This is a genomic window from Metapseudomonas boanensis (assembly GCF_018704125.1).
GTDB lineage: Bacteria > Pseudomonadota > Gammaproteobacteria > Pseudomonadales > Pseudomonadaceae > Metapseudomonas > Metapseudomonas boanensis.
Genome location: NZ_JAGTIS010000008.1, coordinates 169,311 through 184,236, shown reverse-complemented (window position 1 = coordinate 184,236; position 14,926 = coordinate 169,311). Strand labels below are relative to the sequence as shown.

At 62.3% G+C, this 14,926-nt stretch carries 12 protein-coding genes and 2 tRNA genes; 7 read left to right on the top strand and 7 right to left on the bottom strand.

The window, feature by feature from the left end:
- Nucleotides 1-72: 72 nt before the first annotated feature.
- Both J7302_RS16095 and J7302_RS16090 read right to left on the bottom strand, forming a co-directional pair.
- Nucleotides 73-149, bottom strand: a tRNA-Met gene (locus J7302_RS16095).
- 116 nt (nt 150-265) lie between these two features.
- Nucleotides 266-342 (bottom strand) — tRNA-Met (locus tag J7302_RS16090).
- 321 nt (nt 343-663) lie between these two features.
- Here J7302_RS16090 and J7302_RS16085 point away from each other — a divergent pair.
- Complete coding sequence (locus J7302_RS16085) at nt 664-2,151, top strand: FAD-dependent oxidoreductase (RefSeq protein WP_215376857.1); 1,488 nt, start codon at nt 664-666, stop codon at nt 2,149-2,151.
- 176 nt (nt 2,152-2,327) lie between these two features.
- On the top strand, nt 2,328-3,383 hold the full coding sequence (dinB, locus tag J7302_RS16080) for a DNA polymerase IV (protein ID WP_215376854.1): 1,056 nt from the start codon (nt 2,328-2,330) through the stop codon (nt 3,381-3,383).
- 73 nt (nt 3,384-3,456) lie between these two features.
- Here the strand turns inward: dinB and J7302_RS16075 are convergent, their stop codons facing one another.
- The 4 genes from J7302_RS16075 to J7302_RS16060 are packed head-to-tail and all read right to left on the bottom strand — an operon-like array spanning nt 3,457 to nt 8,136.
- Complete coding sequence (locus J7302_RS16075; protein ID WP_215376851.1) at nt 3,457-3,864, bottom strand: META domain-containing protein; 408 nt, start codon at nt 3,862-3,864, stop codon at nt 3,457-3,459.
- Nucleotides 3,861-4,301: a hypothetical protein gene (locus tag J7302_RS16070; RefSeq protein ID WP_215376848.1), complete on the bottom strand. Its 441-nt coding sequence runs from the start codon at nt 4,299-4,301 to the stop codon at nt 3,861-3,863. Before J7302_RS16070 ends, J7302_RS16075 begins: the two co-directional genes overlap by 4 nt.
- Before the next feature lie 35 nt (nt 4,302-4,336).
- Complete coding sequence (locus J7302_RS16065) at nt 4,337-5,320, bottom strand: 2-hydroxyacid dehydrogenase (RefSeq protein ID WP_215376843.1); 984 nt, start codon at nt 5,318-5,320, stop codon at nt 4,337-4,339.
- Between the two features lie 59 nt (nt 5,321-5,379).
- Nucleotides 5,380-8,136 (bottom strand): response regulator, encoded by a 2,757-nt coding sequence (locus tag J7302_RS16060; RefSeq protein WP_215376839.1) that lies wholly within the window; start codon nt 8,134-8,136, stop codon nt 5,380-5,382.
- Nucleotides 8,137-8,396: 260 nt separating this feature from the next.
- Between J7302_RS16060 and cysM the strand changes: the two genes are divergently transcribed.
- From cysM to J7302_RS16035, 5 genes are all read left to right on the top strand, one after another.
- Nucleotides 8,397-9,308, top strand: coding sequence for a cysteine synthase CysM (gene cysM, locus J7302_RS16055; RefSeq protein WP_215376836.1), 912 nt, complete (start codon nt 8,397-8,399; stop codon nt 9,306-9,308).
- Nucleotides 9,295-10,647, top strand: coding sequence for a 23S rRNA (uracil(1939)-C(5))-methyltransferase RlmD (gene rlmD, locus J7302_RS16050; protein ID WP_215376832.1), 1,353 nt, complete (start codon nt 9,295-9,297; stop codon nt 10,645-10,647). Before cysM ends, rlmD begins: the two co-directional genes overlap by 14 nt.
- A gap of 82 nt (nt 10,648-10,729) precedes the next feature.
- The gene (gene relA, locus J7302_RS16045) at nt 10,730-12,988 is read left to right on the top strand and encodes a GTP diphosphokinase (RefSeq protein ID WP_215376829.1); all 2,259 of its coding nucleotides are present in this window, start codon (nt 10,730-10,732) and stop codon (nt 12,986-12,988) included.
- Nucleotides 12,989-13,036: 48 nt separating this feature from the next.
- Nucleotides 13,037-13,867 (top strand): nucleoside triphosphate pyrophosphohydrolase, encoded by an 831-nt coding sequence (mazG, locus tag J7302_RS16040; RefSeq protein ID WP_215376826.1) that lies wholly within the window; start codon nt 13,037-13,039, stop codon nt 13,865-13,867.
- Between the two features lie 21 nt (nt 13,868-13,888).
- Nucleotides 13,889-14,428, top strand: coding sequence for a DUF2058 domain-containing protein (locus tag J7302_RS16035; protein ID WP_215376823.1), 540 nt, complete (start codon nt 13,889-13,891; stop codon nt 14,426-14,428).
- 195 nt (nt 14,429-14,623) lie between these two features.
- Here J7302_RS16035 and J7302_RS16030 read toward each other — a convergent pair whose 3' ends face one another.
- Nucleotides 14,624-14,899 (bottom strand): Rho-binding antiterminator, encoded by a 276-nt coding sequence (locus tag J7302_RS16030; RefSeq protein WP_215376820.1) that lies wholly within the window; start codon nt 14,897-14,899, stop codon nt 14,624-14,626.
- Nucleotides 14,900-14,926: the final 27 nt, after the last annotated feature.

Sequence of the window (14,926 nt, the reverse complement as noted above, 5' to 3'; positions counted from 1 at the left end):
GGGTAGGGGCGAAGAGACGAAAGGCGTTGAAACGAAAAAGGCCACTCGATTGAGTGGCCTTCTTCTTGAAACTGGTTGCGGGAGCTGGATTTGAACCAACGACCTTCGGGTTATGAGCCCGACGAGCTACCAGACTGCTCCATCCCGCGCCGGCAATTCTACAGTTCTGTGGGAGCCCGTCAATCGATTTCTGCTATTTAAATCAAATGTTTATTCGCGGCCAAACGAAAAAGGCCACTCGATTGAGTGGCCTTCTTCTTGAAACTGGTTGCGGGAGCTGGATTTGAACCAACGACCTTCGGGTTATGAGCCCGACGAGCTACCAGACTGCTCCATCCCGCGGTCGCCATTCTACAGCCAGACGCTGAGGGGTCAAACGTTATTTTCAAAAAAAGTGTTTTTTCTTCAGACGCTTAGCGTTGCCCAGGTCCGGGATGGAGAGCCTTGAGACCATGCCCGCCGGGGCTTGCAGCGCTTTTCGTGTGCAAGATTTTCCACAGTGTAAGAGCGCCGCATTACGCGCCTGAACTGCATCCGGAAAGCACATAAGGGCAAAAGCGTGCGTTAGTCCAAGTGGACGAGGTGGAAGATTTCCGGCTGCTTGTACTTTGAGCGCTCGAATCAAGCAGCCCCCGCATGACAAAATCAACAAGGACAACATGCATGACCGTTGACTTCTCCGCCTCACGTCCCTACCGCGTCCACCATGTTCCCCAGTGGGATCACGAGACCGATGTCCTCGTCGTCGGATTTGGCGCTGCCGGCGCAAGTGCTGCCATTGAGGCCGCCAGCGCGGGGGCAGGCGTAACGTTGCTGGAGGCGACTTCCGGTAACGGTGGCACCAGCGCCATGTCGGGGGGAGAGATCTACCTGGGAGGAAGTGGAGGCACCCCCGCTCAGCGCCAAGCTGGCTTCAGTGACGACACCGAAGACCTGTTCCGCTATCTGATGATGGCCGGTGGACCTGATGCGGACGAGTCGAAGGTGCGTGTCTATGCGGAAAACAGCCTTGCACACTACGACTGGTTGGTTGCCCAGGGGGTCAAATACAAGAACACTTTCCTGCCGGAAAAAATGATGGAACCGGTGACGGATGACTGCCTGATCTGGTCGGGTAGCGAAGAGGCCTGGCCGTTCGTGGAGCAGGCCAAACCTTGTCCTCGCGGGCACACGCCACAGTTTGTCGGTTGGGGCGGTGGGCGCATGCTCATGGATGCCCTGGCCGCACGCGTTGAGGCTCTCGGCGTGGATATTCGCTACGACAGCCGCGTGCTTGCGCTGATTGCCGATGACGCCAACAACGTTCATGGCCTGGTGGTCCGTAACGATGGGCAGATTCGCTTCATGCGGGCTCGCAAAGGCGTCATCCTCTGTGCCGGCGGTTTCGCGATGAACCGCGACATGGTCAGGCGCTACGCGCCGCATCTATTGCGTTCCGACGATCCCATCGGAACACCTGGCGATGACGGGACCGGCATTCTCCTGGGCAGGAGCGTCGGGGGCGCGGCCATTCATATGAACGAAGCGTTTGTGAGCTTGCCGTTCTATGCGCCGGAGTCGCTGGTGAAGGGGATTTTCGTCAATGAACGAGGCCAGCGTTTCATCAACGAGGACTGCTATCACGGGCGCATTGGCCATCACATCATGCAGCAGTCGGGCGATCGTATTTATCTGCTGGCCGATAACGCCATTTTCGAACGCCCTGCAGAGTTCACGCGCATCGATATCGCCGCCGTAGGCGAGACCTGGGAAGAGGTCGAGCAGGAACTTGGTCTACCAGAAGGCACCCTGGCCCACACGGTCGAACTGTATAACCGCCATGCCGCCGAAGGCCGTGATCCCTTGTTCCATAAGGGCGAAAAATGGCTGAAGCCGTTGAATGAGCCACCCTTCGTCGCGCTGGATTGCCGAATCGGCTATGCCTTCTATCCGCACTTCACCCTTGGGGGGCTGGATACGCTGCCGACGGGCCAGGTCGTCACGGAGAAGCGTGAACCGATCCGTGGCCTGTATGCGGCCGGACGTACCTCGTGTGGTTTGCCGCGCTGGAGTGGCGGCTACAGTTCTGGCCTGTCGCTGGCAGATGCCACCTTCTTCGGGCGCCAAGCGGGGTTGAATGCTGCGAGGGCCGTGACCGAGGAGAGTCAGTAAGGTTAGCCTGCTGCAGCTTGGGCCTGCTTCACTGCCGCAGGCCCTACATTAAATGCGTTCTGAATCGCGCGCGGGTTCGTAGGTTCTCGAACCTGGGCCAGCGTGCAAGATAGTGGTTAACATAACAAGGTGTGAAATCGATTTTCTTTGACGCTACCCATTAAAACCAAAGACTTATGAGTCAAAGAAAGATCATCCACATTGATTGTGACTGTTTTTACGCTGCCATCGAGATGCGGGATGACCCCAGTCTGGCCAATCGGCCGCTGGCTGTTGGTGGCGCAGCGGATCGGCGTGGGGTGATTGCGACCTGCAATTACGAGGCGCGGGCCTATGGCGTGCGTTCGGCGATGTCGTCGCGGCATGCGCTGAAGCTATGCCCTGACTTGCTGATCGTCCGGCCGCGCATGGATGCCTATAAGACTGTGTCTCGCGAGATCCACCAGATTTTTCGTGATTACACCGAGCTCATTGAGCCGCTGTCCCTCGACGAGGCTTATCTGGATGTGTCGGACAGCCCGCACTTCAGCGGCAGCGCCACGCGCATCGCGCAGGAAATTCGCAGGCGGGTAGCGAAGGAATTGCGCATTACGGTGTCGGCTGGCGTGGCGCCGAACAAGTTCCTGGCAAAGATCGCCAGCGACTGGCGAAAACCGGATGGACTGTTTGTGGTCACGCCGGAGCTGGTGGATGATTTCGTGGCAGCGCTGCCCGTCAGTAAACTGCATGGGGTGGGCAAGGTCACGGCGGACAAACTCGCGCGTCTCGGAGTGCGTACCTGCGCCGACCTGCGCGACTGGAACCGTCTGGCGCTGGCTCGCGAGTTTGGCAGCTTCGGCGAGCGCCTCTATAACCTGGCCCGCGGGCAGGATGACCGCCGTGTGCAGGTCGACAGCCGGCGGCAATCGGTCAGCGTCGAGCACACCTACGACCAGGATCTGCCGGACCTTGCTGCGTGCCTGAGTCGGCTGCCTGTGCTACTGGAGGAGCTGAACGGCCGTATGGCGAGGCTGGATGCCAGCTACAAGCCGGACAAGCCTTTTGTCAAACTCAAATTCCACGATTTCACCCAGACGACCCTGGAGCAGGCAGGCGCCCGGCGTGACCTGGACAGTTACAAGCTGTTGCTCAGCGCGGCGTTTGCCCGGGGCGACAAGCCGGTGCGCTTGATCGGGGTGGGTGTGAGGCTGCAGGACCTTCGTGGTGCCCATGAACAGTTGGCGCTCTTCTAGCCAGCGAGCGGCGCCGTGTGGGTGCGAATTCATTCGCAAAGGGCCGCGAAGCGGCTCTGGGGGAGACTGACGATCAACCCTCTGCCGGCCACAGCCGAATCGGCTTGCCTTCGGTGGGCCACAGGCGCAGTTGGTCGATCGGGGAGAAGTCCCAGCGCTGGACCTTGGTCAGGGCCTTGAGGAAGCGTTGCTCCTGTTCCATCAGCGACGGGGCACACATCTTGCGAGTACTGCCGGCGGCGCCGAAGCTGAGCTGGTCGCCTTCCAGTTTGTAGGAGGCGAACCAGTGATTGCAGCCGGCGGTGCCATAGGCGCGACCGTCTTCGCCGAGGGTGACGGTCAGGTGGCTGCGGTCGATGAGTGGGCGCTCGCCGATCCATTCCACTTGGTAAGTGCGGTCAGTCTGCAGCTGCAACGCATCGGAAGCGCAGCCGGTCAGGCCCGCGGCCAACCCGGCCAGTAGCAGCATGTGGTGATTCATGGGGCGTCCTCCTGACGGCATTTTGGGCAGTAATGCTTGCCGGCACGGCTGCGCCAGCCCAATTCGGCGATGCGGGCTTCTGCCGCCGGGGACTGCGCTGACTTGCCAAGGCCGCCATCGACGGCGAACTCGAAGTCCAGGCGGGTGCCGCAGCTGTCGCAGTCCACGTGCCAATTGTGGATGGCAAGCTCCTTGAAAACGGGGCCCTTGGCCACCGCCAGCCACTGGCCGGGCGGGTTGATCAGGTGGCGTACCTTTTCGACCACCAGACGCATGCTCAGATCGCGACTGCCCTTGAGGGTCACGAGCAGGGCATCGCCGTTCTGGATCGAGCCACCGGTGCCGGTTACCTGGTAGAGGCCAGGCGACAGGGCGCGGCACTCGTTGAGGGTGTGGGCGGGGTTGAGCAGGGTGTAACGGAAATCGTGTTCGGCCATAGGTCCTCCAGAAACGCCGCGCATCCTACCACGGCCTAGGCTTCCACCTGGTTGCAGGACCGCCCGGCGGCCCAGGCAGTGATGTTGTCGAGGGTAGTGCGGGCGATGGCGGCAAGAGCCTCGCGGGTGAGGAACGCCTGGTGGGCCGTGATGATGACATTGGGGAAGGTCAGCAAGCGGGCCAGCACGTCGTCCTGCAGGGGCAGGTCGGAGCGGTCCTCGAAGAACAGGTTGGCTTCCTCTTCATACACGTCCAGGCCGAGGTACCCGAGCTGCCCGCACTTGAGCGCTTCGATCAGCGCCGGAGTATCCACCAGGGCTCCGCGGCCGGTGTTGATCAGCATGGTGCCGGGTTTCATCCGTCCCAGGCTCTCGGCGTTGATCAGGTGCCGGGTGGCGTCGTTCAACGGGCAGTGCAGGCTGATGATGTCGCTGTTGGTCAGCAGCTCCGGCAGCTCGACATAAAGCCCGCCGAGCGCTTCTACGCTGGGGTTGCGGTTGGGGTCGTAAGCCAGCAGACCGCAGCCGAAACCTGCCATGATGCGGGCGAAGGTGGCGCCGATCTTCCCAGTGCCGACCACGCCGACGGTCTTACCCACCAGGTCGAAACCGGTCAGGCCGTGGAGGCTGAAATCCCCCTCGCGGGTACGGTTGTAGGCGCGGTGCAGGCGCCGGTTCAGTGCGAGGATCAGCGCTACGGCGTGTTCAGCTACGGCGTGCGGCGAGTAGGCTGGCACGCGTGCCACAGTCAGGCCCAGCCGCTTGGCGGTGACCAGGTCGACGTGGTTGTAGCCGGCCGAGCGAAGGGCGATCAGGCGTGTGCCGCCGGCGGCGAGTCGCTCCAGCACCGGTGCGGAAAGGTCGTCGTTGATGAATGCGCAGACCACGTCGAAACCGCTGGCCAAGGCCGAAGTGTCGAGGGTAAGGCGCACTTGCTGGAAGTGGAGATCGAAGGTCGGGTTGGCGCCGAGGAAGCTGTCGCGGTCGTACGCCTGGCTGCTGAAGACGATGGTGCGCATGGTCTCTCCTTGTTTGTTCAGCAGTCTAGCCGGCCGCGGATCGCTGGAATTGATCGGGGTCAGGCACTGACCCTGGCGGTCTGTGCGAGGCGGACGATGGCGGCGTCGAGTTCCTCCAGAGCCTGTCGTGACGCAGGGTCGTTCTGCTTGAGCAGGGTTTCGCTGCGCTGGCAGGCAGCCCGCAACTGTGGAACGCCGCAGTAGCGCGTGGCGCCGTGGAGGCGATGGACGCGCTCCAGCAAGGTGTTGCGGTCGCCGTTGACCTGCGCCTGCTGGATCGCTTCGCGGTCGGCATCGAGAGAGGCGAGCAGCATGGCCAGCATATCGGCGGCCAGGTCGGCCTTGCCGGCGGCCAAGCGCAGGCCTTCTTCGGCATCCAGCACCTTCAGGTCGCCGTTCGCGAGCAGTTCGCCGTTCGAGTGGGGGCTGGGCGGCTCACCCAGGGAGAGGCCGCTCCACTTCAGGATCACCTGGATCAATTGGCGCTCGCCAATGGGTTTGGTCAAGTAGTCATCCATGCCACTTTGCAGCAGGGCGCGCTTTTCATTGGCCAGCGCATGGGCCGTCAGCGCAATGATGGGGACCGGATCCATTCGTTGCTCGTTTTCCCAGCGGCGGATCGTTGCGGTGGCCTGGATGCCATCCATCCCCGGCATCTGCACGTCCATCAGGACCAGATCGAAGCGCTCGCGCTGCACGGCTTCCACGGCGGAGACGCCGTTGTCCACAGCGCGCACGTCGGCGCCCATGTCACTGAGCAGGGTCTGCACCAGCAGCAGATTGGCTGGGTTGTCGTCGACGCAGAGCAGGCGAGGGCGGTGATTGATGCTCACAGGCCGGTCTTCCTTGCGTAGCTGGCGAGGCGCAACCAGCCCCGTCAGGGCCTGCTGGAGCTTGCGGGTACAGGCCGGTTTGGCTTGCAGCTGACTATGCGCCTCCGGCAGTGCCCGGTGATAGAGCCCCTGCTCGGTTGTGGGGCAGAGCACCAGGCTCTTGCAGCCGAGTTGCTCGAGTTCCCAGATACGTTGGCTGAGTGGCTCGGGGGCGAGCGATTCTGCATCTGCGCCGATGACCGCGAGCCCGATGGCCTGTTTGCCCTGGCGGAGGCTGGCAACTCCTTCCACCAGCGCCTCGATGCTGGGGAACTCGACTACGTCCAGGCCGAGGTCTTCCAGTTGGTGGCACAGGGATTGGCGAGTCAGCTCCAAGGCTTCCAGCACGGCAACCCGACGTCTGCTGAGCAGCGCCAATGGCAGGTCGTCGCTGTCGGTGGGCGCTTTGGGTAGGCTGAGGGTGATCCAGAACTCCGAGCCAACCCCCGGCGTACTGCTTACGCCTATTTCACCGCCCATCTGCTCCACCAGACGCTTGGAAATCACTAGGCCCAGGCCGGTGCCGCCCGCTTGTCGGGTAAGGGAGTTATCCGCCTGGCTGAAGGCCTGGAACAGTGCACGCAGGTCAGCGTCGGAGAGGCCGATTCCGGTGTCCTGCACGCTGATGCGCAGTTGGGCCAGATCGGTCTCGCTGTCGTCATCGAGCATGGCGCGAACGGCGATGGTGCCTTCCCGGGTGAACTTGATCGCGTTGCTCACCAGGTTGGTCAGCACCTGCTTCAGGCGCAGCGGGTCGCCCACCAGGTTTAGTGGTGTATCACGGTAGACCAGGCTCACAAGCTCAAGGTGCTTTTCGTGCGCCGCCGGGGCGAGGATGGTCAAGGTGTCCTGGATCAGGTCGCGAAGATTGAAGGGCAGGCTTTCGAGCATCAGCTTGCCGGCCTCGATCTTCGAGAAGTCCAGTACTTCGTTGATGATCCCCAGCAGGCTTTCGGCGGATTTCTCGATGGTGCCCAGGTAGTCCTGCTGGCGCGTGGTGAGGTCGCTTTTCTTCAGCAGATTGGTGAAACCGAGGATGCCGTTGAGCGGGGTGCGGATCTCGTGGCTCATGTTGGCGAGGAACTCGGACTTGATGCGGCTGGCCTCCAGGGCCTCCTTGCGTGCAAGGTCCAGTTCGATGTTCTGGATCTCGATGGTTTCAAGGTTCTGCCGCACGTCTTCGGTTGCCTGGTCGATGTTGTGCTGGAGCTCTTCCTGTGCCGTTTGCAGCGCTTCGGCCATACGGTTGATGCCTGAGGCCAGCTCGTCCAGCTCATGACTGCCAAGCGGTGGTAGGCGGGTTTCCAGCCGACCTTCCTTGAGCAGGGCAACGCCGTGCTTGATGCGTCGCAGCGGCTCGTTGATCGTCCGGCTCAGGCGCAGGGCCAGCAGTGCGGTCACGCCGAGTCCGGTCCCGATCAGGAGCAGGCTGGCAAGCAGGCTCCGATATCCACGCAGGAGAGTGCCCTGGTGTGACATCTCCAGTTCGACCCAGCCGAGCAGCTTGCCGTCTCGCGTGTGCAGCGTGTCGCCCGCATCGACGCGCTGCTCCTCGAAAACAGGCTGTAGAAAACGCGTCGCATCAGTGTTGCTGCTCAGGGCCAGGCTGTCGCTTTCGCCTGCGGGGGCCTCGTTGAGCATGCGTGGGCCGGCGTGGGCGAGACGCTTGTGATTGATACTGATGAAACTGACGGCGCGTACGTCCGGCTGGTCGAGGGCATGGTCGGCGATGTGCTCCAGTAACTGGGCGTCGCCACGCTTCAAGGCAGGCGCGGCAAGCGGGGCCAGGTGTTCGGCGATTATCTGGCCACGCTGCAACAACTGGGCCTGGAAATCGGCCTGTTGCACCCAAGTGAAGTAACCGCCCAGCACCAATGCCAACAGGCTGGTGGGTAACAGCGTGAGCAAGAGCACGCGGCCCTTGATGCCTAGATCCTTGAACACGCCCATCCTCCCCATGCGCTATGTGCGCAGTGTAGCGATTCGTCGGGAGGGAATCTCCAGGCAGTTATGCCAGTTTTTCAGTGCGGATGGTCCTCGGGCCGGAGTGGGCGGGGCAATTGGGTTGAGCTGGGGCGGCCCTGGAGAGGATTGGCGTCGCCCAGCTGACCTGCGGCCATAATCTGCAACCTACGTGCGATATGGAGTTGGGCGGTTTGCCGTTATCATAGGCATCCTTCCCGAGTCTGGACTGCGAACCTGCCATGACCCTGCAGTACCCCACTATCGCCGACTGCGTCGGCCACACCCCGCTGGTGCGTTTGCAGCGCCTGGGGGGCGATACCAGCAACACTCTGCTGGTCAAGCTCGAAGGCAACAACCCGGCTGGTTCGGTCAAGGACCGTCCTGCGTTGTCGATGATCACTCGCGCCGAGCTGCGCGGTGACATCAAGCCGGGCGACACCCTGATCGAGGCGACCTCCGGCAACACCGGCATTGCCCTTGCCATGGCGGCCGCGATCAAGGGCTACAAGATGATGCTGATCATGCCCGACAACATGAGCGCCGAACGCAAGGCTGCGATGACCGCCTACGGTGCCGAGCTGATCCTGGTCAGCCGCGAAGAGGGCATGGAAGGCGCTCGCGACCTCGCCGAAAGCCTGCAGCGCGGCGGCCGTGGCAAGGTGCTCGACCAGTTCGCCAACGGTGATAACCCGGAAGCCCATTACGTTGGCACTGGCCCGGAAATCTGGCAGCAGACCCAGGGTACGGTCACCCATTTCATTAGCTCCATGGGCACCACCGGCACCATCATGGGTGTGTCGCGTTACCTCAAGGAGCAGAACGAGAAGATCCAGATCGTCGGCCTACAGCCGCAGGAAGGCTCGGCCATTCCTGGTATCCGGCGCTGGCCGCAGGAATATCTGCCGAAGATCTACCAGTCCGATCGCGTCGACCGCGTCATCGACATGGCCCAGAGCGAAGCGGAAGACACGATGCGCCAACTGGCTCGTCAGGAAGGCATCTTCTGTGGCGTTTCCTCGGGTGGGGCAGTGGCCGCCATGCTGCGCCTGTCGCGCGAAGTGGAGAATGCCGTGATGGTGGCGATTATCTGCGACCGCGGCGACCGTTATCTTTCGACTGGCGTCTACGACGATCCCAATGTCCCGGCGTAATTCCAGCCTGCGCTTCCAGCCAAGCGGTGGAAGCCGGGCCCCGCAAGCTCCGGTGGGCAAGAAGCAACGCCTTGCCATCGAGCGACTAGCCCATGACGGTCGGGGTATTGGTTTCGTCGACGGGAAGACCTGGTTCGTCGAGGGCGCCTTGCCTGGCGAGCAGGTGGAAGCGCGAGTGCTGGCTGCGCGCAGCCAAGTGGTGGAGGCGCGTACCGAACAGGTGCTCACCGCCAGTCCGTTGCGCCGCATCGCACCGTGTGCCCACGCAGGGCATTGCGGCGGTTGCACCCTGCAACACTTGCCCCATGTCGAGCAGCTTGCCCTTAAACAGCGCACCCTGACCGAGCAGTTGGCTCGCGTTGCCGGCCTGGAACCGGAGGCCTTGATTGACCCACTTGTGGGGCCCGAATTCGGTTATCGGCGCCGCGCCCGAATCGCCGTGCGCTGGGATGCCAAGGCCCGCAAGCTGGAGGTTGGATTCCGCGCGGCTTCCAGCCAGGCAATCGTCGCAATCGCCGATTGTATGGTGCTGGTACAACCCTTGCAGCCGATCATGCGCGGGCTTCCGGCGTTGCTGCATGGACTGGAACGACCGCAGGCCATCGGGCATGTCGAATTGTTCCACGGAACGGCATCGGCCGTCCTCGTGCGTCACACCCTGCCGTTGGTTGAAGGTGACCTGTCGCAATGGCGCGGATTCTGTGCCGAGCACCAGGCCCAACTCTGGCTGCAGGGCGGAGGGGAGCCGCAACCGGACGAGCCCGACGCGCGCCTGGGTTACCGCCTGGAGCGCTGGGATCTGATTCTGGATTATCGCCCTGGGGATTTCGTGCAGGTCAATGCGCCTGTCAACGAGGCTATGGTTGCGCAAGCGCTAGACTGGTTGAACCCGCAACCCGGTGAGCGCGTGCTGGACTTGTTCTGTGGGCTTGGCAACTTTGCGCTGCCGCTGGCGCGCAAGGTGGGCGAAGTGGTGGCAGTCGAAGGCGTCGAGGCGATGGTGGAGCGTGCCCGCGGCAACGCTCTGGCCAACGGTCTGGGCAACGTGCACTTTTTTCAGGCCGATCTGTCGAACCCGCTAGTTGGCGCAGCCTGGGCGGCGCAGGGATTCGATGCGGTATTGCTGGATCCGCCCAGGGATGGTGCACTCGAGGCTGTCCGGCAGATTGCCTCCACGGGGGCTCGGCGAGTGGTTTATGTCTCCTGCAATCCAGCGACCCTGGCGCGTGACAGCGCCGAGCTGGCCAAGCAGGGCTATCGGCTGAAACAGGCCGGGATTCTCGACATGTTTCCGCAAACGGCCCATGTCGAGGCCATGGCGTTATTCGAGGCGAGCTAGGAAGCTCGCGCAATCCGACTGGTCCACAGAGGCTGGCGACTATTCGACGTGAGCGGTTCATGTCGTAGGGAAGGTAGGCAAGATGGTACAGGTGAGAGCGCAACAGCCGGTCAATACGGACGGCAGCATCAACCTCGAGGCGTGGCTGGACCATGTCCTGAGTCTCGACCCGGTGCTCGACCGCGCGTTACTCAAAGAGGCGTGCGAGTTCGCCCGCGACGCCGAATTGCAGTCTCAGGCCAAGGACACGCAGAACCGCTGGGCCGAGGGTACTTCCAGTTTCCACACGGGCCTGGAAATTGCCGAGATCCTGGCGGACCTCAAGCTTGACCAGGAGTCCTTGGTGGCAGCCTTGATCTACCGCGGCGTGCGCGAGGGCAAGGTGCCCCTGGCAACCGTGCAGCAACGCTTCGGCCCGGTGGTGGCCAAGCTCATCGAGGGCGTGCTGCGCATGGCGGCCATCAGCGCGAGCATGAACCCCCGCCAGTCGATGGTGCTGGGCACTCAGGCGCAGGTGGAAAACCTGCGCAAGATGCTGGTGGCCATGGTCGATGACGTGCGTGTGGCACTGATCAAGCTGGCCGAGCGTACTTGCGCCATCCGTGAAGTGAAGAACGCCGACGAAGAGAAGCGTCATCGCGTCGCCCGCGAGGTGTTCGACATCTACGCTCCTCTGGCCCATCGTCTCGGTATCGGCCATATCAAATGGGAGCTGGAAGACCTCTCCTTCCGTTACCTGGAACCTGACCAGTACAAACAGATTGCCAAGCTGCTGCACGAACGGCGTCTGGATCGCGAGCAATACATCGCCGATGTGATGAAGCAGTTGCGCGAAGAACTGGCCGCTACGGGCATCAAGGCCGATATCAGTGGTCGCGCCAAACACATCTATTCGATCTGGCGGAAGATGCAGCGCAAGGGCCTGCAGTTCAGCCAGATCTACGACGTGCGGGCCGTGCGCGTGCTGGTGCCTGAGGTGCGTGATTGCTACACCGCCCTCGGTATCGTGCACACCCTCTGGCGCCACATCCCCAAGGAATTCGACGATTACATCGCCAACCCCAAGGAGAACGGGTACCGCTCCCTGCACACAGCGGTGATCGGCCCCGACGGCAAGGTGCTGGAGGTACAGATCCGCACCCACGCCATGCACGAAGAGGCCGAACTGGGCGTTTGTGCGCACTGGCGCTACAAGGGTACCGACGTCAAGAGCAGCTCCGACCACTACGAAGAAAAGATCGCCTGGCTGCGCCAGGTGCTGGAGTGGCACGAGGAGCTGGGCGATATCGGCGGCCTCGCCGAGCAGCTGCGGGTCGACATCGAGCCGGACCGTGTCTACGTCTTTACCCCTGACGGTCACGCGATCGACTTGCCCAAGGGCGCTACGCCTCTGGATTTCGCCTACCGCGTGCACACCGAGATCGGCCACAACTGCCGTGGCGCGAAGATCAACGGCCGCATCGTTCCGCTCAACTACAGCCTGCAGACCGGCGAGCAGGTGGAGATCATCACCGGGAAGAACGGTGCGCCGAGCCGCGACTGGCTCAACCCCAACCTGGGTTACATCACCACGTCGCGGGCGCGGGCGAAAATCGTCCACTGGTTCAAGCTGCAGGCCCGCGATCAGAACGTCGCCGCCGGCAAGGCCATGCTCGAGCGCGAGCTGTCGCGTCTGGCGTTGCCGCCGGTAGACTTCGAGAAGCTGGCCGAGAAGTGCAACCTGCGCACAGCCGAAGACATGCATGCCGCGCTCGGTGCTGGCGACCTCCGTCTGGCCCACGTGGTCAATGCTGCGCAGCAACTGGTTGAGCCGGAGCGCGGCACAAACGAACAACTGGAGCTGATCCCGCGGCGCATCCACCATCACAAGCCGGGCAAGCGCGGCGATGTGCAGATCCAGGGTGTCGGCAACCTGCTTACGCAGATGGCAGGCTGCTGCCAGCCGCTTCCGGGCGACCCGATCGTCGGTTACATCACCCTCGGTCGTGGCGTCAGCATCCACCGCCAGGATTGCGCTTCGGCACTGCAACTGGCTTCGCGCGAACCCGAGCGGATGATCCAGGTCAGCTGGGGCCCAGCGCCGGAACAGACGTATCCGGTGGATATCATCATCCGCGCATATGATCGTTCTGGCCTGCTGCGCGACGTGTCCCAGGTGCTGCTCAACGAGCGCATCAACGTGCTGGCGGTGAATACCCGTTCCAACAAGGAGGACAACACCGCTGCCATGCTGCTCACCATCGAGATCCCGGGGCTGGACTCGCTCGGGCGCTTGCTGGCACGCATCGCTCAGCTGCCGAATATCATCGAGGCCCGCAGGAACCGCGGCGCGACGTCGTAGGTTGGTGCTCTGCACCGACCTACATGGATACAGGCACAGGACATCGTTATGTACCAACTCAAAGACCTGCTGCACCTGATGGCCCGGCTGCGTGATCCGCAGTACGGCTGCCCGTGGGACCTGAAGCAGGACTACGCGAGCATCGTCCCGCACACGATCGAGGAAGCCTATGAGGTGGCCGATGCCATCGAGCGGGGCGACTTCGAGCACTTGCCCGGGGAACTCGGCGACCTGCTGTTCCAGGTGGTCTATTACAGCCAGTTGGCAAAGGAAGACGGGCGTTTCGAGTTTGCTGGCGTGGTCGATGCCATCACCCGCAAGCTGGTTCGTCGCCACCCCCATGTGTTTCCCGATGGCGACCTCTACGGCGCACCGGACATGGCACGCCTGGAGGAGGCTGCAATCAAGCAGCGCTGGGAGGAGATCAAGGCTGAGGAGCGCGCCGAGAAGGCTGAAGCGCCCGAGCAGCTGTCCCTGCTCGACGATGTGCCAGCGGCGTTACCGGCCCTCAGTCGGGCCGCGAAGTTGCAGAAACGCGCAGCGCAGGTGGGCTTCGACTGGCCGGAAGCCCTTCCAGTGATCGACAAGCTGCGCGAAGAGCTGGATGAAGTGCTGGAGGCCATGGCCGACAATGACAGCCAGGCCATTGCCGATGAGGTTGGCGACCTGCTGTTCGTGGTGGTTAATCTGGCCCGTCACCTGAAGGTGGACCCAGAGACTGCACTGCGCAATGCCAATGCAAAGTTCGATCGACGTTTCCGTTTTATCGAACAGGCATTGCGCGAAGCAGGTCGTCCCATTGAAGATTGCAACTTGGAAGAACTGGATGCCCTGTGGGGCGAAGCCAAGAAGCAGGAAAAACCGGCCCTTGGCTGCTAACTCGAGAGACTGAATCCCGTTATGAGCCTTTCCCTTCGCGACCAGTTGCTGAAAGCCGGCCTGGTCAATGAAAAGCAGGTCAAGCAGGCCAGCAAGCAGCAGCAGAAGCAACAGCGCCTGGAGAAGAAGAACCAGGTTGAGAAAGACGAATCCTTGCGTCAGGCAGCTCTTCAGGCACAGGCCGAGAAGGCTGCCCGCGATCAGGAGCTGAATCGCCAGCAGCAGGAGAAGGCTGACCAGAAGGCCAGAGCTGCGCAGGTCAAGCAGCTGATCGAAAGCTCGCGTCTGCCAAAAATGACCACCGACGACTATTACAACTTCGTCGACGAAAAGAAGGTCAAGCGAATCGCGGTGAACGACATGATGCGCGACAAGCTTAGTCGTGGATCCCTGGCCATCGTGCGGCACGGTGGCGGCTACGAGATCATCCCGCGTGATGCAGCGCTGCGCATCCAGGAGCGCGACCCGCGCCGGGTGGTGCTGCTCAATACTCAGGTGGAAGAGCCGGATGCCGATGATCCGTACGCCGCCTACAAGGTGCCTGACGACCTGATGTGGTGAGACACGTTGAGACTAGAGCGCCGGGCATTGCCCGGCTTTTTATTGTCCCGTCGATTTGATTCCCGGCGCAGCGTAGCTGGGTGTCTTGTAGGAGCGAGCTTGCTCGCGAAGCGCCGTGCACCCTTCGCCGGCAAGCTGGCTCCTACGGAGTATGTGGGGCTGCGCCAACGAAATCGCTCCTGCAGGGCTATAGCTTCAGCAAATCTGGTTGCCCAGCAGCACCCGGCCGAAGCTGGCGCCTTCGGTGAGCGGTGTAATGGCGATGATCTGGTCTAGGCGCAAATGTTCCTGGCCGCCTTCGTTCTGCACGATCAGGAACTCTTCCTTGTCGGGTGTCGTCAGGGTCGTCACTGCGCGGGCATCCAGGCGCCCACCACCGGCCAGCTCGATGTGCAGCTGATAGCGGTGCAGGCAGGCGATCTCGATGTAATCGTAGAGATCGCAGGATAGCGGCAGGTATTCCTCGGTCATGACTGATTCCTCAGCGGCATGATGGCA